The sequence below is a fragment of the Methylorubrum podarium genome, assembly GCF_040270385.1.
In the GTDB taxonomy this organism is placed as follows: Bacteria; Pseudomonadota; Alphaproteobacteria; order Rhizobiales; family Beijerinckiaceae; genus Methylobacterium; species Methylobacterium podarium.
This window is the reverse complement of record NZ_JBELQE010000031.1, coordinates 1-21,858: the sequence shown is the minus strand read 5'-3', so window position 1 is coordinate 21,858 and position 21,858 is coordinate 1. Positions and strand designations below refer to the sequence as shown.

General features: G+C 68.2%; 16 protein-coding genes and 1 tRNA gene. 7 read left to right on the top strand and 10 right to left on the bottom strand.

The features are described 5' to 3' along the window. Nucleotides 1-122 precede the first annotated feature (122 nt). Both ABS772_RS04810 and ABS772_RS04805 read right to left on the bottom strand, forming a co-directional pair. The gene (locus ABS772_RS04810; RefSeq protein ID WP_350392577.1) at nt 123-998 is read right to left on the bottom strand and encodes an alpha/beta hydrolase; all 876 of its coding nucleotides are present in this window, start codon (nt 996-998) and stop codon (nt 123-125) included. A gap of 99 nt (nt 999-1,097) precedes the next feature. Further along, nucleotides 1,098-1,907 (bottom strand): class I SAM-dependent methyltransferase, encoded by an 810-nt coding sequence (locus ABS772_RS04805; RefSeq protein ID WP_350392576.1) that lies wholly within the window; start codon nt 1,905-1,907, stop codon nt 1,098-1,100. 890 nt (nt 1,908-2,797) lie between these two features. On the opposite strand from ABS772_RS04805, the gene ABS772_RS04800 reads away from it, so the two are divergent. From ABS772_RS04800 to ABS772_RS04790, 3 genes are all read left to right on the top strand, one after another. Then, complete coding sequence (locus ABS772_RS04800) at nt 2,798-3,079, top strand: hypothetical protein (RefSeq protein WP_350392574.1); 282 nt, start codon at nt 2,798-2,800, stop codon at nt 3,077-3,079. A gap of 125 nt (nt 3,080-3,204) precedes the next feature. Then, complete coding sequence (locus ABS772_RS04795; RefSeq protein WP_350392572.1) at nt 3,205-4,677, top strand: HlyD family efflux transporter periplasmic adaptor subunit; 1,473 nt, start codon at nt 3,205-3,207, stop codon at nt 4,675-4,677. A gap of 3 nt (nt 4,678-4,680) precedes the next feature. Then, entirely contained in the window at nt 4,681-6,831 is a 2,151-nt protein-coding gene (locus ABS772_RS04790; protein ID WP_350392570.1) for a peptidase domain-containing ABC transporter, read from the top strand. Here ABS772_RS04790 and ABS772_RS04785 read toward each other — a convergent pair. Beyond that, nucleotides 6,825-7,547, bottom strand: a complete 723-nt coding sequence (locus ABS772_RS04785) for a winged helix-turn-helix domain-containing protein (RefSeq protein ID WP_238257636.1) — start codon at nt 7,545-7,547, stop codon at nt 6,825-6,827. The genes ABS772_RS04790 and ABS772_RS04785 overlap by 7 nt on opposite strands. Nucleotides 7,548-8,318: 771 nt before the next feature. On the opposite strand from ABS772_RS04785, the gene ABS772_RS04780 reads away from it, so the two are divergent. Both ABS772_RS04780 and ABS772_RS04775 read left to right on the top strand, forming a co-directional pair. Then, on the top strand, nt 8,319-9,050 hold the full coding sequence (locus tag ABS772_RS04780) for an SEL1-like repeat protein (RefSeq protein WP_350392568.1): 732 nt from the start codon (nt 8,319-8,321) through the stop codon (nt 9,048-9,050). 581 nt (nt 9,051-9,631) lie between these two features. After that, nucleotides 9,632-10,963 carry an APC family permease gene (locus tag ABS772_RS04775; RefSeq protein ID WP_350392566.1) on the top strand — a complete coding sequence of 444 codons (1,332 nt, stop codon included), beginning with the start codon at nt 9,632-9,634 and terminating at the stop codon, nt 10,961-10,963. A gap of 89 nt (nt 10,964-11,052) precedes the next feature. Here ABS772_RS04775 and ABS772_RS04770 read toward each other — a convergent pair whose 3' ends face one another. Next, complete coding sequence (locus ABS772_RS04770) at nt 11,053-11,775, bottom strand: class I SAM-dependent DNA methyltransferase (protein WP_350392564.1); 723 nt, start codon at nt 11,773-11,775, stop codon at nt 11,053-11,055. A 143-nt stretch (nt 11,776-11,918) separates the two neighbouring features. Continuing rightward, nucleotides 11,919-12,572: a methyltransferase domain-containing protein gene (locus tag ABS772_RS04765; RefSeq protein WP_350392562.1), complete on the bottom strand. Its 654-nt coding sequence runs from the start codon at nt 12,570-12,572 to the stop codon at nt 11,919-11,921. A 274-nt stretch (nt 12,573-12,846) separates the two neighbouring features. Between ABS772_RS04765 and ABS772_RS04760 the strand changes: the two genes are divergently transcribed. Further along, nucleotides 12,847-14,724: an ABC transporter ATP-binding protein gene (locus ABS772_RS04760; protein ID WP_350392561.1), complete on the top strand. Its 1,878-nt coding sequence runs from the start codon at nt 12,847-12,849 to the stop codon at nt 14,722-14,724. Between the two features lie 480 nt (nt 14,725-15,204). Here the strand turns inward: ABS772_RS04760 and ABS772_RS04755 are convergent. The 3 genes from ABS772_RS04755 to ABS772_RS04745 all read right to left on the bottom strand — a co-directional run bounded on the left by ABS772_RS04755 (nt 15,205) and on the right by ABS772_RS04745 (nt 19,288). Next, nucleotides 15,205-15,294, bottom strand: a tRNA-Ser gene (locus ABS772_RS04755). Nucleotides 15,295-15,392: 98 nt separating this feature from the next. After that, nucleotides 15,393-17,609, bottom strand: a complete 2,217-nt coding sequence (gene mdoH, locus ABS772_RS04750) for a glucans biosynthesis glucosyltransferase MdoH (protein ID WP_350392559.1) — start codon at nt 17,607-17,609, stop codon at nt 15,393-15,395. Nucleotides 17,610-17,626: 17 nt separating this feature from the next. Then, a complete protein-coding gene (locus tag ABS772_RS04745; protein ID WP_350392558.1) occupies nt 17,627-19,288 on the bottom strand; it encodes a glucan biosynthesis protein D in 1,662 nt (553 codons plus the stop codon). A gap of 291 nt (nt 19,289-19,579) precedes the next feature. Between ABS772_RS04745 and ABS772_RS04740 the strand changes: the two genes are divergently transcribed. Then, a complete protein-coding gene (locus tag ABS772_RS04740; protein WP_350392557.1) occupies nt 19,580-20,746 on the top strand; it encodes a dimethylmenaquinone methyltransferase in 1,167 nt (388 codons plus the stop codon). A 21-nt stretch (nt 20,747-20,767) separates the two neighbouring features. Here the strand turns inward: ABS772_RS04740 and ABS772_RS04735 are convergent, their stop codons facing one another. Next, entirely contained in the window at nt 20,768-20,992 is a 225-nt protein-coding gene (locus ABS772_RS04735; RefSeq protein WP_238258771.1) for a hypothetical protein, read from the bottom strand. Between the two features lie 78 nt (nt 20,993-21,070). Continuing rightward, nucleotides 21,071-21,319 carry a DUF6894 family protein gene (locus ABS772_RS04730; protein ID WP_350392556.1) on the bottom strand — a complete coding sequence of 83 codons (249 nt, stop codon included), beginning with the start codon at nt 21,317-21,319 and terminating at the stop codon, nt 21,071-21,073. Nucleotides 21,320-21,858 lie beyond the last annotated feature (539 nt).

The following is a 21,858-nucleotide window of genomic DNA, read 5'->3' as shown; positions in this document are numbered from 1 at the left end:
GAGCACCGTCCGCTGCTTCATCAGGAGCCGACCTTCGGTCTGTTGAGGCCGAAGGTCCGGTTGTGGCGCGTGGCTGAACAAGTGGCATGTGAATTGGTGAGATCGAGCGGTCTGACGGCAACCTACTTAAGATCTAAGGATGTCTCGATGAGACCACGCACCTCCTGCCAAGCAGGCGCCGACGGCGTGACTAGGTCGAAGTGTCCGGCATCCGGGACGTTGATGAGTTGCGGCGCACGTCCAGACCTCCCTTGAACGGCGCGGGCATAGTCGTAGGCCACCCATGGTGGCGTGAGCCGGTCCAGAACGCCGCTGACCAGAAAGATCGGCACCCCTGCGGGCGGGAGGGCTGCGGGTGAGACCTCCGATAGCTTGTCTGCTGGGGCGAGCCGCTCGACAATGCCCGGGCCGCAGAGCACAGGGACGAACCGCGCGAACGTCGCAAGATCGCCCACGCCACCAAGGCTAATCACCGCCCGCGGAACGAGCCGCGTTATCGCTTGAGAAGGGCTGGTGGCGGGAAGTGAGCCGCGCGAGGCCGCCCAGAGGGCGAGATGACCACCCGCCGAATGACCCACGAACACCACTCGCGAGAGGTCGAGGTGGTGGGCTCCTGCCTCTTCCGTGAGCCGGTCCAGAGCGGCGCCCACATCTTGATAAGTCCCGGGATAGCCGCCACCGGCCTCGTTGGCACGCCGGTAGCCGATGCTCCACACGGCAACGCCGCGACGCGTCAGGTCTGGGCCCAGGTGACGCATTTGCTCGCGCCCGGCGGTGGTCGCGCTCCAGCAACCGCCGTGGATGATAACCGCGACTGGGTGTGGGCCAGGGCTGGCGGGCAGGAACACATCGATGCCTTGAGAGGGGGCCCCACCGTAGGTGAGCTGCAGGGTCGGCGGAGGCCGCAACAGGTCTCGAAAGACCGCGAGCTCCACCGGGTCGGCCAATGCCGGGCCGATCGCGAACACGGCCAAAGTGAAGATCGCGCAACGCTTCATGCCAGCCTCCCTGCGCAGGAGTGATGCTCTGGATCGAGGCGATAAGTTGTGAGGTATCGTAGCGGGGCCGTTCTTCACGACGGCCCAGCCAGGCTCAGCCTAGCGGCGAATGCCACGCGTGACCCAGTACCCACGGGGAACGCAGATACCGAGCGGCGTTGAGAACTGAGCATGGAAGGCGATGAAGTCGCGGCGCAGAGCGGCCCGCCGATCCTCGTCGAGGCTCGCCGCAAGGGCCTTGGTCGGGCCATAGCCGCCGGCGAACCGCTCCCAAGCCGCCTCGGCCGTCGGCTCGCGATAGAACGAGACGCCCTTCTCGAAAGCCAATTCGAAGTCTCGACCCAGCAGTTCCTCAAGCCGCTCCGTGCGGCCCCACTCGAATGGCGAGGGCGGGGCCGGATCGGGCGGCGGCGCCATGAAGGGCTTCATCACCATGAACATCCTGAACACGTTGTCTTCCGACAGCCAGGTGGTGAGGCAGATTCTTCCGCCCTTGCGGCAGAGCCGCCCCAACTCGGCAGCCGCGGCCTCAGGCCGGCTCGCGAACATCACTCCGCAGGTGGAGATGACGGCGTCGAACGCGCCGTCGGCGAAGGGCAGATTCTCGGCGTCACCCAACTGGTAATTGATGTCGAGGTTCTCGGCCCGAGCCTGCTCAGCGGCGAACGACAAGAGGTCGGCGCTGATGTCAGCACCAGTCACCTGCGAGCCGCGCTTGGCGACGACGCGCGAAGTCCAGCCAGTGCCGGTGGCGAGGTCGAGCACCCGCTCTCCCGGCTGCGGATCGAGGCGCAACACGCAGTGTTCGATGCTGTCGGCGATGCCGCGACTGATCTCGTTGTATCGCGCTCCGCCAGAGTTCCAGATGCTGGCAGGCTTGGCGTTATGAGGTTGGATCTCGTAGTTCATGGTGCCTCCGACTCACTCGGGGCCCCCAGCTCAAGATGCCGCTTCTCGCGCGAAAGTCCACCACTGTGTTCATTGCCGATTCGAGAGAACTTTGAGCTAACTGCCGATGTGAAGTACCGTTCTCCCGCAGCGCGAGCGCATTACCGTAGACACACGTGAAATGCTTGGTACAGGAGGCAGTCACCGGTAAGGCTGTCGGATCCTCTGTCAACACCCGCTTCTACCTGGACTTCGCAGCCGACACAGGCATGTTGATCTGGGCGCCCCGACGCATGCCGACGCACGACGAACTTCGTCGCGCCTGGTCTGCGCGGGAGGAAGCAGAGTCGGCAGAGATCGCGCGGCCGGTGGCAGGCCAGACGGAGTGTCGCCAGTAAACCGCTTCTTCCCCTATTCGGTCAGATAGACGGCACCTATTTCGCGCCACAGTTTGAGGTCTATTATAAGGCAGGAGAATGCCTTCTATAGTTAACTGTTGCTGTGGGTGACGCGAAGCGGATGCCGTAAAGTCAGGCTTAGGGTTGAGGTCGTGTGAGAACGCAGGCTCATCGGGCTTGCGCAACCGGCAACGCATCGGCCTGATTCGTCCACCTCAGTTCAACGCCAGCCTACTCTTCTTCCAAGACTGCCGCCAATGGACCGTACGAATACGGTCATCGGACGCGTGCATAAGCTCGACGGTAGAAGCAAATTTTTGCACTCGCGAACGAAATCTACAAGTATATCGCTACTGCGAGATTATGTCTGGATTCGTGCAAAAGTATACTGTCGGCTAATCGCATTCTGACACAAAATGCTACACTTATCTTCTTGCTTTGAAAAATTCGAGGTGCGAATTCATTATCTGCCGGGCCGATGTTGCCCGTCGTCAAGAAGATGGAGATTTGACCATGCATCTGCGCGAGCTTGATCAGCATGAAATCGATGCCGTCTCGGGAGGCAAGGGATCCGGTAACGGCGGCGGCGGCGGTGGTGGCGGCGGCCGTGGCGGAAATGGCGGCAACGCCAATGGTGGCCGCGGTGGCGGCAACAACTCCTTGAACGTGTCCGCGCTCAACGGTGTCGGCCTGGCGATCCTCGGATTCAAAGCCGGCAATGGCGGCAACGGCAACGGCAATATCGGCGCTGGCGGTGATGGCGGCCGCGGCGGCCGCGGCGGCGACGTCGGTTGATCCCGCGCGTCCCGACTTCCGAGCTCGGACGGCGGGACCGCGCACCCAATCACGAGATCGGGGATGCCGGACAGGCCGGCATCCCCGATCCTGTCGATAGGTCCGAGCCGAAGGAGCCCGTTCCGATGGATGCGCCGAGTCCAGCGGGATCGGTCTGCGTTCATGACTCGGTGGCGCTGCGTCCGACGAGTCTCACCACGCTCTTCCGCCCCGAGGTTCTGGCTTATCAGGCCGCGCGCCGGCAATGGGGCAGCGTCGTCGAGCTGCGACCCGTTTCGGCCCGCGCCCTGTCCTGGTCGGCCGTGCTCGCGGCGGCCATCGTCGTCACCTTTCTGTGCTTCGCGCAATACGCCCGCAAGGAGCCCGTGCCCGGTTACCTGCGCCCATCGCTCGGGACCGCAAAGGTCTTCGTGCCGCAAGTGGGCGTGGTCCGCGAGGTCCGCGTCGGTGAGGGCGAGGTCGTCCGGAAGGGACAGCCTCTGATGACGATCGATACCCAGCAGGTCTCGGCCGGCGGCCGTGATCTGACCCAGGCCGCCCTCGATTCCCTCTCGGCCCAGCGCGTCATGCTCGCGCGCCAGATCCAGGCGGAGGAGGCGCGCGCCGTTTCTGAGCGGCAGCGGCTCCAGGCCTTGATCGACGGCCTGCGGCGCGAGAGCGAGGCACTCGAAATCCAGGCCCGCCGGCAAGAGGAGCGTGTCGCCCTCGGGCGAGGCCTGCTCCATTCGGCCGCCCAACTCGCCGCGAAGGGCATCATGGCCGATGCCGAGCACAAGCGACGCCAGCAGGACCTGCTGGCGCAGGAGGGCGGGCGGGATGAACTCGTCCAGCGGATCGCTCAGCGCCAGAACCAACTCGTCGAGGCGCGCGCGAACCTGGAGCAGCTGCCGACGGTCCATGGGGGGAGACTGCAGAATCTGCGCAACGACCTGTCCTGGGTCGAGCAGCGCGTCGCCGAGACGGAGGCGCGACAGGCCTACGTGGTCGTCGCACCGGTGAACGGCACCGTTGCGACGCTCCAGGCCGCGCCCGGCCAGCCCGCCCATCCGAGCCAGCTCCAGATGACGATCGTGCCGGAGGCGGCGGGATTGTCGGCCGAACTGTTCGTGCCGAGCCGCGCGGTCGGCTTCATCGCGCCGGGTCAGCCGGTCCGGCTCCTCTACGAGGCCTATCCCTACCAGAAGTACGGAGCCTACGGCGGTCGCGTCACGCGCGTCTCCGGGACCGTGGTCCGCCCCGGCGAGACGGGAGGGCCGCTGGCGCTGACCGAACCCGCCTACAAGGTCGAGGTCGCCCTTGAGAGTCCCTACGTCAAAGTCGATGGGCAGCCCGTCGCCCTGAAGCCCGACATGGCGCTGCGGGCCGACATCGTGCTGGAGAAGCGCAGCATCATGCGCTGGCTGCTCGGTCCCTTCCTCGGAATCCGCAACGCCATCGATGCCGACCCCCTGGTCCGTTGGCTGCGCGAGGAGGTGCCGGCGGCCGCCGCCGCGCTGATGGCGGGCGTGCGGGCCCTTCCCCGCGCGATCCTCGCCTTCATTCCGTCCAGGGGCGACCGCGAGCCGGGGCAGGCGCCGCGGCGAACGGCGGAGCGCTGAGCGATGGACGGCCTCCGCCTGCGCATGGGCGGTGGAAGCCTGCCCGTGATCCTCCAGACCGAGGCCGCCGAGTGCGGTCTTGCCTGCCTCGCGATGGTGGCCGCGTATCACGGCCACCGCATCGACATGAACACCCTCCGGCGGCGCCACCCGATCTCACTGCAAGGCGTCACCCTGCGCGGCCTGATCGAGGTCGCCAAGGCGCTCGATCTCGCCTGTCGCCCGGTGCGCTACGAGGTGGAGCACATCCGCCACCTCGCCCTTCCTGCCGTCGTGCACTGGGACATGAACCATTTCGTGGTCCTCAAATCGGTCTCGGCCCGCCGGATCGTCGTCCACGACCCCGCCTACGGCGAGCGGCGCCTCACTTACTCCGAGGCATCGCACCACCTGACCGGCGTCGCGCTGGAGATCGTCCCCGCCGAGGGCTTCCGGAAGCGGGACGAGCGGGCACGATTGCCGCTCTCGACCTTCTGGCAGCACAGCACCGGCATGCGGCGCAGCTTGATCGAGGTGATCGTCCTCTCGCTGGTGCTCGAAGCGCTGGTTCTGGCCGGCCCCTTCTACATGCAGGTCACGGTCGACGAGGTCATCGCCCGGGGCGACCGGGACTTGATGGCCGCGCTCGCGATCGGATTCGCTCTCCTGACGGCGCTGCGGGTGGCGGTGAATGCACTGCGCGCGCGCATCATCCTCATCCTGCAGAACATCCTTCACTACCAGATCGGCGCCCGTCTGTTTCGACACCTGCTGCGGCTGCCGATCGCCTACTTCGAGAAGCGCCATGTCGGGGATGTGATCTCCCGCTTCGGCTCGATCGATCCGATCCGCAACCTGCTGGCGCAGGGGCTCATCGCAGCCCTCATCGACGGCGTGTTGGCCCTGCTCACCTTGGCGATGATCCTCGCCTACAGCCCGACGCTCGCCGTGATCGTGCTGGTCGGGCTCACGCTCTGCATCGGCCTGCGGCTCTCCCTGTTTGCCCGCTTCCGCCGGCTGAACGAGGAAGCCATCGCCGTGGGGGCCCAGGAGGACACCACCTTCATCGAGACCCTGCGGGCCGTGCAGAGTGTCAAGCTCAACAATCGCGAGGCCGAGCGGGAGGGGCAGTGGCTGAACCGCTTCGCCGACACGGTGAACGCAAACCTCGCGCTCGGGCGCGCGAAGATCGGCTTCCTCACCATCGACCAGGCTCTGACAGGCGCCGAGTACGTCGTCACCGTCTACGTCGCCGCCGTGCTGACCCTCGACGGGGTCCTGACCGTCGGCATGATCTTCGCGTTCATGAGCTATCGCGAGCAGTTCGTGGAGAAGTCCCTTCTCCTCCTCCAAACCGCACTCGACCTCAGTCTGGTACGCCTGCACCTGGAACGGCTGTCCGACATTGCCGTGACCCCTCAGGAGCCCGGCCACGATCGACCGCTCGCCCGCCTCGCACCGCTGCGAGGGGAGATCGTCCTGGAGCGCGTCTGCTTCCGCTACGCGGAGGGCGAGCGGAACATCCTGCAGGACGTGAGCCTGACAATCCCCGCCGGCCGGTTCACGGCGATCACCGGCCCCTCGGGCGGGGGGAAGACGACCCTCGTGAAGATCATGCTCGGCCTGCTCGAGCCGACGTCCGGACAAGTGCTGATCGACGGGATGCCGCTCCAGACGTACGGCATCCGCAACTATCGTGAGCAAGTCGCCGCCGTCATGCAGGAGGATCATCTCCTGTCGGGCTCGATCGCCGACAACATCGCCTTCTTGGACACCGTCCTCGATGAGCGTCGCATGGTCGAAAGCGCCGTGCGGGCCGGCGTACACGACGAGATCCTGGCGATGCCGATGGGGTACGATAGCCTGATCGGCGATATGGGCTCCTCGCTCTCAGGCGGTCAGAAGCAGCGCATCCTGCTCGCGCGGGCGCTCTACAGGCAACCCCGTCTGCTGTTCCTCGACGAGGGCACGGCGCATCTCGATCTCCGCAATGAACGGCTGGTCAACGAGAGCCTGCGCGCCCTCGCGATGACGCGGGTGAGCGTCGCGCATCGGCCCGAGATTTCGTGCGGCGCGGACTTGCTGATCCATGTCGAGGGACGCTGTCAGGTGATCGAGGGCACGGCCGTCACGGAGGCGCTGGCACGAATCGGAGTGCCGACCGAGGCTCAGTAGACGTCGTAGGTCCGATTACAGAAAATGTAACCCACACTGCGGACCGACTTGATGTAGGCGATGCCGGGCTTGTTCGTCGACAGGCGCTTGCGCAGGCGCGCAACCTGAGCGTCGAGCGAGCGGGCCATCATCGAATGCGGGCGCCCCAGCGCCATGATGGACAGGTCGTCGCGGCTGAGGACGCGGCACGAATTCTGCGCGAAGACCGTCAGCATGTTGTACTCGGCCGTCGTCAGCGGCACGCAACCGCCCGTCGCCTCGCAGACGAGTTGGCGTCGCTCCAAGTCGAGGAACCAGCCCTTGAACTGAATGCCGCGCCGCGCCTTGCCGGCGAGCTGGTCGCCCTTGTCGAGATTCATGCGGCGCAACAGGCTCTTGACCCGGGCAAGCAACTCGCGATGCCGGAACGGCTGCACCAGCACGTCGTCGGCGCCCACTTCCAGCGTCTGGACGAGGTCCGCGTCGGCGTCCGCGTGATGGATGACGACGATGCCGACGCTGGAGGCGGTGCGATACGAACTGGCGAGACACAGCCCGCGCCTGCCATCCCGTGTGGCATCGATGATGACGAGATCGGCGTCTGCCCCTCTTCCGGCCAGGAGGTTCTTGCAAGCGGGCGCCTGATAGACCTTGTATCCAGCCTCACGGAACAGCGTCTCGATCTCGTGGCCCACCTGCGGGCTGGCGCGATCACACGCGACGAGAATTTCCGTCACGGCGCTTGCTCCCTAAGTTCCGGCCTTTTCGGCCCTGTGAACGCGCTGATCCAATACTGATACCGCAATCCCATTCACAGTCGTGAAGGGGCGCATGAGACCATAATAGCCCACAACCCGGATCGCCTAACTTTTTGTTCCCGCAATCGTATCTAGAGAATTTGGGTTACCTCGGTTAGGAAAGTTGACGTCGCTTCCCCGGCAACCGAACTAATCCTGGGCCGGCGGAGCGATCGTACCGGTGGCGGCCGGGCACCTGTCGGGACAAGGAGCGGCTGCGGGCAGGGCAGCGGATCCACGCGCGGCCGAGTCGCGCGACGCGGATGCGGCGACGTGCCCTGCTCCGGGGAGGACGCCCGATGACGAGCCATCTTCGGCGATGCAGGCGTTGCGGACAGGCTCTCCTCGACGATGCCCGGTGCTGTCCGCATTGCGCGATCCCGCGACCCATTCGCCGGAGGCTGGTTTACGGCCTCGCTGCGGGCGCTGCCGCCGTGGCCGTCCTCGGCGCGGGACTGCGCGGACGCAGCGAGTCGACCGGCAACGCCCCGGCCGCGGCACCGCCGCCATCGATCTGGGGCGTCGTGACCGCTCTGTTCGATGAACCGCCGGAGGCCGCCGCGTGCCGGCAGCGCGGGGGCACACGCGTCTGGGTGCCCGGCCCGTGGGCGAGTGCGACTCGACGATGCGCGACGAGCTTCGACGACGGAGGACCGCCCTGACCGCCCGGCACCGTTCGGTACGGCGGTCTCACGCGCTGAGAGGAGGCACATGGACCAGCAACGATCGGTGCGGTCGGCTCTGTCCGCGCCGCAGAACTTCATCTCCGAGAGCCTGCCGCGCCGCCTCTATCGCGGTCACCGATGGGCTCTGTGGATGCTCCTCGCCATCCTCGTCGGATCGAGCGGCCTGCTGGTGTTCGAGCGCGTCGGCGCGATCCTTCCCCGGCTGGAGGTCGCGCCGACGAGCCGGTCCTCCGACGTTCCGCTGCAGGACCTTGTCCAGCGCGAGCAGGATCTCATGGCCCGTCTGAAACAACTCGACGTCCCCGTCGAACTGCCGACCAGACCTGCGGAGGCGAAGGATGCGGAACTGACCGGGCCCGAACAGCCGCCAAAGGCACCCCCCCAATCGGCGGAAGCCTCGAAACCCGTGCCGCTTCAAGAGCGAGACGAAACCACCGCGAGCGTCCTGCCGAATTCCTTGGCGTCCGAGCCTGCCAAGGCTTCGCCCCGGAAACCGGATCCGGCGTCGGACGGGGTTCAAGCGCTCGAGCAGGCCGACCGCTATCTCGGACGGGGACAGTACACGATCGCTCGCTATCTCTACGAAGAGGCTTATCGAGCCGGCGATATTCAAGGCGCGCTCGGCATGGCGAAGAGCTACGACGCGGTCTACCTCAAATCCAAAGGTCTTCGGGCCAAGGGTGATCCGCAGCGTGCCCGCATCTGGTATCGCCGCGCGGCTGAGATCAAAGATGGTCTCCGGAAGCCCGCTCCCTAACGCGAGGGAGCGAGTCAGAAAGCGGAGCGGCCCACCTATCGGTCTTTCAAGGACGCCTCAACGAGACCACGCACCGCTTGCCAAGCCGGCGCGGGCGGCGTCACCAAGGCGAAGTGTCCGGCATCCGCGACGTTGATGAGCCGCGGGGCGGTCCGGTGTTTCTTTCGCAGGAGGCGGGCATAGTCGTACGCGACCCAGAGCGGCGTGAGCCGGTCGAGGACGCCGCTGACCAAAACGATCGGCACACCCGATGGCGACAGGGCCGAGGGCGAGACGTCCGAAAGCTTGTCTGCCGGGGCAAGTCGCTCGACGATGCCTGGACCGCAGAGCACGGGGACGAACCGCGCGGACGTCAGGGCATAAGGTCGTGGTGCCAGTCGCTCAAGGCGCAGCCATGGCGTCGCCGCCGACGACGATCATGAACGCCGCGGCGCCGGATAGAATTGAGAATTTCGACATAAGGGCTGCCTCCTCGTTGGACCATCGAAGCCGCCCCGGAAAACGAGCGTTCCATTGAACCTCGCTTCCGGCCGATCAGCCGCATCTCGACGCGCGGCCGGTGCGGGCCAGATGTGTATCGCATGCTCGAAAACGCCGCCGCCGGAACGTCAACGAAAGTCTCGACCCTGGCGGCGACCGCGATCGTGGTATCCGACATGATCGGCGTCGGCGTTTTCACCAGCCTCGGGTTTCAGGTCACAGACATTCGATCCGGCTTCGCACTGCTTCTGCTATGGCTCATCGGAGGTGTCGTCGCTCTGTGCGGGGCGTTCTGCTACGCGGAACTCGCGACAATGTTTCCCCGATCGAGCGGCGAGTACAACTTCCTCACGCGCCTGTACGGCCCGGCGGTCGGGTTCATGGCGGGGTGGCTCTCGGGCACGGTCGGTTTCGCCGCCCCGGTGGCGCTCGCGGCGATGGCGTTCGGGCAATACGCCAAGGCGGTTCTACCCGGCGCGCCGCCGCTCTTGCTCGGCCTGGCGGTGATCTGGGTCGTCACGGCCGTCCACCTGCGCGGAGCGCGCCAAAGCAGCGTTTTCCAAATCGGGTTGACGCTCCTCAAGCTCGCTCTGATCGTCGCCTTCATCGCGGTAGGCTTCGCGCGGGGGGGCGATCAACCGATTCATTTCACCCCCGTCGGGTTCGATGCCGGGCAGATCTTCGGCGCCAGCTTCGCCATCAGCCTCGTGTTCGTGATGTACGCCTACACGGGCTGGAACGCGGCGACTTACATCGTCGGCGAGATCGACGATCCGAAACGCAGCCTGCCGCGGGCGCTCTTCGTCGGGACGAGCCTCGTGGTCGTGCTCTACGTCGCGTTGAACGCGGTATTCCTCTACACCACACCCATCGCGGAACTCGCCGGACAGGTCGATGTCGCCCTGATCTCCGGCCGTCACGTCTTCGGCGAGGTGGGCGGCCGCCTCGTTGGCGTCGTGATCTGCGCCGGCCTGATTCCAACGATCAGTGCAATGATGTGGATCGGCCCGCGGGTGACGGTGGCAATGGGCGAGGACCTGCCGCTACTGCGCCCGTTCGCGCACCGCTCTCGCATCGGCGTACCCACCCCCGCGATCCTTCTGCAAGGCGGGGTCGCTACCCTTCTGCTTCTCACCCAGAGCTTCGAGGCGGTGCTGGAGTTCATCCAGTTCAGCCTGACCCTGTGCTCCTTCCTTGCCGTGCTCGGCCTGATCAAGCTGCGCATCACGCAGCCCGACCTGCCGCGGCCCTGCCGAGCCTGGGGCTACCCGGTGACGCCGATGATCTTCCTGTCCGTCACGCTGCTCATGATGGCCCACGTCGTGGCCGTCCGGCCGTTCCAGTCGCTCGCGGGCTGTGGTCTGATGCTAGCTGGCCTCCTCCTCTATGTCGGAGCGACGGCATGGGATCGGCGCAAGGAGGGGCTCAGTTAGGCTGCTGTTCCAACCCATGAGGGTCGCAGCGCTGACCCTACGGCGGCATCCCAGGTTTTCGATAAATGCTGTCGCGGGATATCGTAGGCCTAAGCCTTGGTCGCGCGCAGCACGTCGAGTCGATACTCGGCCGTTCGCGATTGCTTGAACACCCGCGCGAAATCACGTGCGCCTTCGATGAAGCCCTCGGCGGCATCGTCGCCGGAGAGCGGGTAGTGGGTGACGCCGAGCCAGTGAACCAGCACGATATCGGCCTCGGGCAGGATCGCACGTCTGACACGTGTCACGAGGCGCGCGAGATCGGCGCGATCGAGATAGTACGCCACCTCGGAGATCAGGATCAGATCGAACTGCCCTTCCGGCCAAGTGCCTGGGACCGCAGCCAGTTGAAACTGTGCGTTCGGGCAATCGGCGCACCGTTCCCGTGCGGCGTCCAACACGGACGGCACCACATCGAGCCCGAGCAGCGCGTCACAGCGGGGGCAGAGCTGGTGGGTGAACACCCCGATCGAGCAGCCGATTTCGAGGGCGGACGTGTAGTGGGGTCGCGGCAGGGCCGCGAGCGTCGCCGCGTACTTGTCCCGCTCGTACGGGCTCGTGGCAAAGCGCCAGGGATCGGCCTCGGTGGCATACATGCCCTTGAAGTATTCGGTATCGAGGCTCTTCGTTCGACGGCCCGTCGGAGCGTCGGTGGGTTTGCTGGAGTTCGTCTCCACCCCTGCGGCTCCTTCGATCCCGAACATGATGCTGGCGGCAGCGACACCTCCGGACTGAATGACAAATCGGCGCGACATGGGCATGCGGTCACGCACGATAACCTCGGGGTGCCAGGAGCCGTAGGGGTGGGAAACCAAGGCTGGACGCAGCTGTTCCGAGCTGCTGCGGTGACGGATAGGCGAACCTCCGGTTACGATGGCGTGATGCGTGTTTGACCGCTCCCGAGCCGAATGGCCCGTCATTCCGGTGCGAGCCAGCCGACCGCAGCCGTCATCGGATCGCTCGGGCCACCATTCGGGATCAGGACCCGTGTTTCGGTTCGCGCAAAGCCTGCGCGTCGCAGATACAGATCGACGAGCTGCGCGTGCCCCATCGCATCGAGAGCGGTCCAGATCGCGACGGCCTTGGTTGGGAAACAGCGGTTCGAGAAGCTGACGATGACCGGCGATCCTGGGCGGAGCACGCGCGCAACCTCGGACAGCACCGTCACCGGCTGCTGGAGGTACTGCACCGACACGCAGATCAGCGCCGCGTCGACGCTTGCACTCTCGATGGGGAGGTGCGGGTCGGCATTCAGATCCTGCACGAAGCGTCGCGTCAGCCGTGAGTTGGCGTCGAGTTCGCGCCGGTTCAGGCCATGGCCGATCACCGCCGCGAAGGTTTTCTCCGGGGGAAGGTGGCTGACCCAACTCGACATCATGTCGAGGATGATGCCGCCCGCGGGAAGGAGTTCGCCGTATAGGCGCGTCACCGCGGCGATGGCTGCCTCATCGATATGCGTGACGAAGCGCGGCTCCCTGTAGAACTGGGAATCGGGCGAGGGGTCGTGCTTCGTGAACGCCTCGAATGGCAGCTCGGGCAGTTCGGGCGAGGAGATCCGGGTTGCAGACACGGTCAGAGCTTACAGGTGAATCTGCCGATGATGGTGCGCCAACAGATGCGCGGCCGACTTGGTTCGAGGTGGCGCGCAGAGCCTGATGCCGCAGCGTCGATGTCGGCTCGGTGAGGCCACGAAGACCGACCCACACGTCCACAGTAGACGCCATCGAGGGCGGGCAGCCGCCGGATCGCGGGCGCCGTCGTGTCGCGTGCCATCACCGCCCCGGAACGCATGGCAATCCCGTACAAGATGTGTTCGTTGACTTTCGACATAGCAGGGAACGCCCGTGCGGCGCGCAGTGCGTTTGTTTCCATCAGCCACCGCCCGGCTACGCAGGGCAGCCGCGGCACGGATCGGTCCGTTCCGGCACCTCCCGGCCCTGTTCCGCCTCGCCTGGGCGACGAACCGCAGCCTGACGCTCGCTAGTATCGGTTTGCGCCTTGCCCGCGCGGCAATCCCTGCCCTGATGCTCTATGTCGCCAAACTCGTCGTCGACACGGTTGTGGCCGGGCAAGTCGGTGCCGCCCCGCCGGCGAGCGTGTCGGACTGGCTCGCCACTCCGCTCCTGCGTCGGGTCGGCCTGCTGATCGGGGCTGAACTCGCGTTGGCGCTCGCCTCCGACCTGCTCGGGCGCGCGACAAGCCTCGTCGACGCTGTGCTAGCCGAGATGACCGGCAACGCCACCACGCTCCGTCTGATGGCACACGCCGCAACCCTCGATCTCGCCCAGTTCGAGGACCCCGCCGTGCAGGACGGGCTGGAGCGTGCCCGGCGTCAGGTCGCGTGGCGCGCCAACCCGATGGGCCAGCTGCTCGGCCAACTTCAGGATGGGCTCACGGCCCTGTCTCTGGCTCTGGCCGTGGTTGCATTCCTGCCCTGGCTCGTCGCCCTGCTCGTGCTCGCTCTGATCCCGGCCTTCCTCAACGAACTCCACTTCAACCGCCAGGGCTACCGCCTCGCCTACCAGCGCTCGCCGGACCGGCGCGAGGGCGACTACATGCGCCAGCTCGGGGTTGGGGCCGAGAGCGCCAAGGAAATCAAGCTCTTCGGCCTCAGTGGCTACCTCGCCGAGCGCTTTCGTCTGCTCGCCCACCGGGCGCTGCGCGAGAACACCCATCTCGCGCGGCGCCGGGCCGTCGCGGGCGGGCTGTTCGCGAGCCTCGGCACGCTTGCCTACTACCTCGCCTACCTCGTGATCGCGCTGCGGACGGCCACCGGCACGCTCACCCTCGGCGACCTCACCTTCCTAAGCGGTGCCTTCCTGCGCCTCCGCGGCCTCGTCGAAGGCTTGCTTCTGGGCCTGTCCCAGCTCTCGGGCCAAGCGCAGTACCTCGACGACCTGTTCGGGTTCCTCGCACTCGCGCCTCGGCTCAGCACGCCAGAGCATCCCGCCCCGTTCCCGACGCCGATCCGCGACGGCTTCGTGTTCGAGGCGGTGGGCTACCGCTATCCCGGTGCCGAGCGCTGGGCGGTGCGCGATCTCTCGCTCACGATTCGAGCCGGCGAGGTCTTGGCGCTGGTGGGCGAGAATGGCAGCGGCAAGACCACGATCGTCAAGCTTCTGGCGCGGCTCTACGACCCGACCGAGGGGCGCATCCTGCTCGACGGGCGAGACCTGCGTGACTTCGACCCCAACGTCTTGCGCACGCGCATCGGCGTGATCTTCCAGGATTTCGTCCGCTTCGATCTCACGGCGAGCGAGAACATCGCGGTCGGGCGCATCGCGGCGCGGACGGATACGGCCCGCATCGAGGGCGCGGCGGGGCGGGCGCTTGCCGACACCGTGGTGGCGCGGCTGCCCGCGGGCTACGGCCAGCGGCTGGGGCGGCGCTTCGAGGACGGGGTCGACCTGTCCGGGGGCGAATGGCAGAAGCTCGCAATCGCCCGCGCCTACATGCGCGAGTCCGAGGTGCTGGTCATGGACGAGCCGACTGCGGCGCTCGACGCCCGCGCCGAGGCAGAAGTGTTCGCCCGCCTCCGCGCTCTCGCGCTCGGGCGCACCGCGCTCCTCATCTCGCATCGCTTCTCGAGCGTTCGCCGCGCCGACCGCATCGTCGTGCTCGGGAGCGGCCAGGTGCAGGAAGCCGGTACGCACGAGGAGCTCGTCTGCAACGCCGGTCGCTACGCCGAACTGTTCGAGCTGCAGGCAGCGGCATACCGATAGGCGGCAGCTCGCCGCAGCCACTTCGCCGTTGACCGAAACCCGCTCGATGCCGGTCAACTCACAGAAAGTGGATATTTGCCTGCGTAACCCCGTTCAATTCTGCGCGGACACCAAAAGGTAGCCTACCTGCCATTGAATGTCCGGTTCCTGGCGGTGCGTTGAAGTCTGCTTATGGCGCCACTGAGACCCGAAAGCTGAGCTGCTGCAGCGTCCGCTTTGGAGCAGCCGCGAGAGACGGCTGCGCTTAAGCGCCGAGCGATTATACGCGCACATCTCTTGGCTCGGCTGAAAACTTGACTGCGCGCCAGCCCATCAGTTGATGGACTGGCGCGTCATTTCAACAGTTGTCGGAAATAAAAGATTTTTCGCCAATGCTGGCTTTTGTCTTTCGCTGCGCGACCACGTCAGCTGGGAATATGGCGATGAATCAACGGGTTCGACAACCCGGAAAACCACGCATGGCCATGCAGATCAAGAATCTGGCGGAAGGGGTGGGATTCGAACCCACGGTGGAGTTGCCCCCACGGCGGTTTTCAAGACCGCTGCCTTAAACCACTCGGCCACCCTTCCTGAGCCGTTCAGAGCCGCGCGGTCGCGCGGCCCTGCGGTCGCTGTCTGTCTATGGCCGTGCGGGGATCAGCGTCAACGGTCGGGACGGGGATCGGGGCTCAGGCCGGCGCCAGGCGGGTGAGCTGGTCGAGCCCGGCGCGGTCGTGGAGCAGGGCGAAGCGCTCCTTCGGGGTGAGCCAGGCCTGCGCCTCGGCCACGGTCTCCGCCTCCACGATCTTGGCGCGGGCGAGCGTGTGGTCCGCGTCGATGGTTCCGCGCGGCCGGGGACGGCTCTCGGGCAGCATCGCGGCGTGGGCGCGGGCGAGGGACGCGTCGGCGTGGAGGGCGGCGAGCGCGTCCGCGTCGTCGAAGCCGCGGGCCGCGTTGCGGCGGGCGAGCTCGCCGGCGCGCAGCGCGATGGCCGGCGGGGCCTGCTCCTCCGGCGTCACCAGCAGGCCGCGGGCCTTCAGGGCGAGGCCGAGCGCCAGCTGGCCGCTCGCCCAGGAGAGCGGGATCGCCAGGACGAGGCCGAGGATCGTCGGCGACATCCATAGGAACAGGGAGGTGGCGATGGCGAACGCCGCCACGCCCGTGACCACGCCGAGGCCGGTGTGCCAGCGGTGGCGGCGCACGATGTCCGCGAAGGGGATCGAGCCGTCGTCGCGGCGCTGCGGGTTCCAGCCGGTGTCGCGCCCGGCCAGGATCTGGAACACCGAGCCCGACTGGATCAGCATCGCGATCGGCGCGATCAGCGCCGAGAGCAGGATCTCGATCAGGAAGGACAGGGTCAGCCGCCCCGCGCCGCCGCTCGCCCGCCGGGTCCCGCCGTCCAGGAGCGCCAGGATCAACCCTAAGAATTTCGGGGCGAGCAGGATGCCCATGGTGAGCGCGAAGAGCTGGAGCGCGCGCACCGGGTCGAAGCGCGGCCAGACCGGGTAGAGGCCGAACTCGGCCGAAAAATATTCCGGACGCACCCAGGCGGTCTGCAGCACGATGACGATGCCGATCACGAGCTGGGCGAGCCAGAGCGGCGAGGCGACGTAGCCGGCGATGCCCGTGGCGAAGTGCTGGCGCGAGGCGGGCGCGAGGCCGGCCGCGCCGATGACGCGGGCGTGCTGGAGGTTGCCCTGCGCCCAGCGCCGGTCGCGCACGGCGAGATCGATCAGCGAGGGCGGGCTCTCCTCGTAGGAGCCCTCCAGCCGCGGCAGCATGGTCACGCCCCAGCCCGCGCGGCGGATCAGCGCCGCCTCGACGAAATCGTGGCTGAGGATGTGGCCGCCGAAGGGCGGGCGGCCCTTGAGGTCCGGCAGGCCCGCGGCCTCGGCGAAGGCCTCCATCCGGATGATCGCGTTGTGGCCCCAGTAATTGCCGTCGCGGCCCGACCAGACCGAGAGCCCGGTGGCGATGACGGGACCGTAGATGCGCGCGGCGAATTGCTGGAGCCGGGCGAACAGCGTGTTGCGGTTGATGATCAGCGGCAGGCTCTGGATGATGCCGGCCTGCGGGTCGGCCTCCATCGCGGCGGCGAGCCGCACGATGCAGTCGCCGGTGAGCAGGCTGTCGGCGTCGAGCACCAGCATGTGGTCGTAGGACCCGCCCCAGCCGGTGACGAAGTCGGCGATGTTGCCGGCCTTGCGGTGATGGTTCTTCTCCCGGTGGCGGTAGTAGAGGCGCGCCTCGGGCCCGAGTTCCGCGCGCAGCGCGAGGAAGGCGCGCTCCTCGGCGACCCAGGCGTCGGCCTGGGTCGAGTCGGACAGGACGAACCAGTCGAAATAGCGCCCGAGGCCGGTCGCGTCGACCGCCTCGTGCATCGCCTGCAGCCCGGCGAAGACCCGGGCGCTGCCCTCGTTGTAGACCGGCATGACGATGGCGGTGCGGGTGGCGAGGTGCGCCGGGAGCGGCGCCGGCCTGTCCCGCCGCAGCAGCGCCGCGAAGCCGAGGAGCGCGGCGGTGAAGGCCAGGGCGATCCAGGAAAAGTTCAGCACGAACAGCACCAGCAGCACCCACTGCAGCCAGGTGGCGCCGCCGGAGACCGAGATCACCTCGTACATCTGCCACGCGCCGTAGGCGGTGAGCGCCGCCGCCCCCCCGAACACGAACAGGCGCGCCAGGAACGGCCCGCCGCCGCCGTCGCGACGCGCCGCCGGCCGGTCGCGCAGGTCCTGCACCGGCATCGCCAGCGGCGCCCGCGGCGGCATCGACGCCGGCAAGGACGTCGGCGAGGACGCCGGCAAGGACGCCGGGAGGGCGGCGGCCCCGGAGGGTGCCTCGGTCCGGTCGCCGGCCGGAGCCGGGCGGTCCATCACGGTCGAGACGCTGTCGGCGGGGTCGGGCATCGTCGCTCCGGCAAAAGTCACGGCGTCCAGCGGTACAGCCACGTTTCCGTGACCTGCCGCCCTTCGGTCTTGAGGGCAAGGCGCAGTTCGCAGGCCCGCTCGCTGCCCGGATCCAGCTCGAAGGCGACGCGGACGGTGCGGGTCTCCGGGTGCGGGATCCAGCGGGTCGCGCCCTCGACGATCCGGCCGGGGCCGGCGATCAGGACCGTGTCGAGGGGCACCATCGCGCCCTCCGGGGTGAACAGGACGTCGCCGGTGAAGTCGACGAGGAACAGGCGCCGGGGCGTGGCGCCGCCGCGGCCGCTGCGGGTGCTCGTGACCCGCGCGAGCGGAGCGACCGGCGGCTCGCCGCCCCAGCTCTGCCGGTAGCCGACACGGACCTCCTGGCCCGCGGGCAGGGCCGCCTTCGGCCGCCAATAGGCGATGACGTTCTCGTTGATCTCCGCATCGCTCGGGATCTCGAGGAGGGTCACGGCGCCCTCCCCCCACAGGGCTTCGCCCCCAGGTTCGCCCACCCGTTCGCCCGGCTCGACCCACAGCGAGGGGCCGCGCTCCCAGTGGTGGACATCGTCCTCGAAGGTCGCGGGGGCCCGGTCCCGCTGCGTCAGGCCGAAGCCCTGCGGACCGTTGTCGAGGAAGCCCGAGATCTGCAGCGTCTCCGGGTTGCGCACCGGGCGCCAGATCGCCTCGCCGCCGCCGTTGCGGATCTGCAGGCCGCCCGCGGCGTAGACCGCGGCGCGGGCGTCGTCCGAGCCGCGCCGGTCGTGCGGGCCGAACAGGAACGGCGCCTGCATGCCGCCGAGGCCGAGATGCTCGACCGCCTTGCGGGTGACCAGGGTGGCGGTGACCGCGGCGGTGGAGGTCTCGCCGGGGCGCAGTTCCAGGCGCAGGGCCGCGGCGAGGGAGTCGGAATCGATCAGGGCGTGGATCACGAGCGGCCCGTCGGGCGTCTTCGGGCGCTCCACGAACAGCGCGCGCCAGCGGGGGAATTCCTCGCCGCGGGGGTCGGCCGGGCGCAGCATCAGGGCGCGCCCGTTGACGCCGAATTCCTGGCCCCGCCCCACCAGCCGGTAGAAGCAGGCGCCCTGAAACACCGCGAAATCCTGGTGCCGCTCGCCGAAGCGCGCGCGGATGCGCAGGCCGGAAAAGCCCGGCTCGGTTTCCGGCAGCGCCGCCGCGCCGGCGTCCGATCCCGGCTCGTAGCGCCCGCGCTCGTAGGTGACCGGGCGGACCACGCCGTCCTCGACGAGGAACAGGGCGACCCGGTCGGTGTAGTAGAATCCGCGCAGCAGCGGCTCGACGGCGAAGCCGTGCGGCTCGCCGCCCCAGAGCAGCGCCTCGGGGCGCAGGCGGATCGCCTCGTAGGCCTCCCGCGGCAGGTTCTTGAGGGCGTCGGGCACGTCGTTGGTGGCCTGGGCCGCGAAGGGCCGGTTGCCGAGCGCCCGGGCGAGGTCGGGCACGGTGGCCTCCGAGAAGGGCGAGCCCGGCGCGGGCAGGGCCGGCGGCGCGGCCTGGGCCGCCGCCCGGCCCGGCAGCAGGGCCAGGGCGGCGCCGGCCGCGACCCCGCCGATCAGCCGCCGCCGGTCGAGGCAGGGGCCGAGCGACGCGTCGGGACCGGAATCGGGACAAGGGTCGATCCGCCGCGCGGCGCGGGTCGGAAGGTCGGTCGGTTGCGTCATGCCCTCGCCGGTTCTCGAAGTGAAGAACGGTCGCAGATAGGATCTCAACGCCTGAACCGGGCGTTAAGGTTGCCGGATCGGCCCGGCCATCGCCGGATATCGGCGCCGGCCGTCCGGCCGAGGCGGCGCGCCCCGAGGTGGCGCCCGCTCGGCGCCGGAGCCGCCGAAGGCCCGTGGACCTTTCGGGGCCGGCCGGCGTAAGAGGCTCGGACCGCGCACGCCGCGCCGGCGGCGCTCGCCGTCTCGCGTCCCGCGAGCCTCCTGTCCAGCCTTAAGCCGAGATTTCTGCCGATGATCGTCACGCAGGTCTCCCACCACGACCTCGACGGCTACGGTGCCACGACGGTGGCCGCCGCCTTCGCCGACGTGTCCCGGGTGGTGCATGTCGCCCGCTATTCCGATGTCGGCCCGGTGGTGGAGGACGAGCTGAAGCGCCTGCGCGGCGCGAGCACCGCCGAGACGCTGCTGATGACCGATCTCGGGCTGGAGGAGCCGACGGTCGCCTTCCTGCGCCGCTTCGCCGCGATGAACCGCGGCCGGGCGGAGGGGGCGCACCACCGCCTCGTGGTGCTCGACCACCACGCCTCCTCGATCGACCAGCTGAAGCGCCAGAACCTCGAGATCGGCCCCGATCCCGAGCGCGCGGGGCTGCTGCGGGCGGATTTGGGCGATCCGGAAGTGTTCGTGCTCATCGACGAGGCGCATTGCGCCACGCGGATGGCGCACGACCAGCGCGCCCTCTACGCTCCCGACAAGATCCTGCCGGAGACGCAGGCCGCCGACCTCGCGGCGCTGATCGAATCGGTCGAGGCGCTCGATCTGTGGAAGAAGGGCGAGCCGGGCTTCGCCGGCGGACTCGCGCTGGACGAGCTGTTCTGGGACAGCGTCTCGACCCTGGTGCCGGCGGGCCATCCGTGGCACGACCGCTTCGTCTCCGACCTGCTGATGGCGGCGGCCGGCCGGCTGCGGGCGGGCGCCACCCCGGCCGAGCTGGAGCGCCGCTCGGGCGAACTCCGCGCCGGCCTCGTCGATGGGCTGCTGGCGGGGGAAGCGGGCGACGACCCGACGCTCACCGCGCGCCAGCGGCTCGCCCGCGCGCTCGCCCGCTCGGACGCGCTGTTCCACCCCCTCTCGGACGGCACGCTGCTCTCCTTCGGCCTCGATTCCGGCACCTTCCAGCGGGTCTCCGACCAGGTGATGGAGGCCGGCCGGGCCAAGCGGGTCGTCAACGTGCAGCGGGCGGGCACGCTCTCGTTCCGCTCCATCGACGGCACGGCCCTGGACGGCGCCCGCGCCTTCCGCGGCGGCGGCCACCGCGACGCCGCCGGCGGCAAGCTGCCGAACGGGAGCGCGCATTCGCGGGAGGACGCGATCGCCCAGGTCGAGCCGGTGCTCAACCCCCCGCCCCCGGATGTCTCCGGCAGCCCCTTCGCCGCGCTGAAGAACTGGAAGGGGTGAGCCGATCGAGCGGGATCGGCCTCAGATCCTCAGGTTCAACGGCAGGTCGAACAGCGTCGAGTGATCGACGTAGCTGACCCGCAGGGTGTGCTCGCGGTCGCCCTCCGGCAGGGCGTCGGCCTCGCGCAGGACCCGGATCATCTCGCGGGCGGCGCGGAAGGCCATGCCGCAATCGGGGCAGTCGCGCGTCTCCGTCGGTCCGATGGTCCGGCCGTTCCGGCACAGCGCGAAATGGAAGAGAGGCATCCGGGCGCCGGTCTCCGAAGCGGGGCGGGGACCGGTGGTGCAAGCCTCGCGCCGCTGGGACGCCGAGGACGGCCGAGGCTACGTCGCCTCGTTGTTCAGGGTCAGTCCCGCATAGGTCAGCGTGCCGGTATAGACGATGGCACCGCTCTCATCGCGGACCAGGACGGTGAAGGCGCGCTGGTTGCCGTCCTTGGGGATCTCCCAGCGCGCGATTTCCGGCAGGAAGATCATCGCCTCCCGGCGGACCGCATCCAGGTCGGCGCATTCCGTCCCGTCTTCGTCACGATGGAAGGCGCCATCATGCGTGTCGAAGAAGTAGCGCGGCACGTCGGTCTCCGAGTCTGGTCCAGGCTTCATCAGCCAACCGCGCGTGACGGGGACGGGTTTCGATGCGCGGTCCGCAAGGGATGGGATCGCCAAAGAAAAACCCGCCGGCTCGCGCCGACGGGCTTTCGCAGGGTCCACACTCTCGCGCGCGGTGGGAGCTGCAGCCCCGTCCTCGGACCGGCGGGGGAACTCGACCTTCCGCAGCGTTCAGGGAGCCACTATCCCTGCCGATCCTGGTTGGGTGGCGTGTCCTGATCCGCGTCGGCGGTACGCGCGGGGGAGCCGGTGATGCCGTGATGTCTCATGGCCGACCTCCTTGTCTCAGGGCGGCGCCGCAGCGCCGATGAGGAGAGGCTAGGACGGTTCAGCGGCCTCGCGCAAGCCCCTTTCTTCCTTGCGCCCGTCCGATCGCCCTTCGGGGATGGGACGGGTGTTTTACCGGCCTCAAGCGCCGGCGGCCGCCGCCGCGGCTTCAGGGTTTAGCACCCCAAGGCGCCCCGGCCCAAAGCCCGGGCCCCCGACCCGGACGTAGCCGGCCC

Coding starts and splice junctions, on each gene's coding strand:
- ABS772_RS04775 (WP_350392566.1), top strand. CDS start 9,632: ATGCTCGAAAACGCCGCCGCCGGAACGTCAACGAAAGTCTCGACCCTG.
- ABS772_RS04740 (WP_350392557.1), top strand. CDS start 19,580: ATGATCGTCACGCAGGTCTCCCACCACGACCTCGACGGCTACGGTGCC.
- ABS772_RS04805 (WP_350392576.1), bottom strand. CDS start 1,907: ATGAACTACGAGATCCAACCTCATAACGCCAAGCCTGCCAGCATCTGG.
- ABS772_RS04745 (WP_350392558.1), bottom strand. CDS start 19,288: ATGACGCAACCGACCGACCTTCCGACCCGCGCCGCGCGGCGGATCGAC.
- ABS772_RS04790 (WP_350392570.1), top strand. CDS start 4,681: ATGGACGGCCTCCGCCTGCGCATGGGCGGTGGAAGCCTGCCCGTGATC.
- ABS772_RS04800 (WP_350392574.1), top strand. CDS start 2,798: ATGCATCTGCGCGAGCTTGATCAGCATGAAATCGATGCCGTCTCGGGA.
- ABS772_RS04795 (WP_350392572.1), top strand. CDS start 3,205: ATGGATGCGCCGAGTCCAGCGGGATCGGTCTGCGTTCATGACTCGGTG.
- ABS772_RS04810 (WP_350392577.1), bottom strand. CDS start 998: ATGAAGCGTTGCGCGATCTTCACTTTGGCCGTGTTCGCGATCGGCCCG.
- mdoH (WP_350392559.1), bottom strand. CDS start 17,609: ATGCCCGACCCCGCCGACAGCGTCTCGACCGTGATGGACCGCCCGGCT.
- ABS772_RS04735 (WP_238258771.1), bottom strand. CDS start 20,992: ATGCCTCTCTTCCATTTCGCGCTGTGCCGGAACGGCCGGACCATCGGA.
- ABS772_RS04780 (WP_350392568.1), top strand. CDS start 8,319: ATGGACCAGCAACGATCGGTGCGGTCGGCTCTGTCCGCGCCGCAGAAC.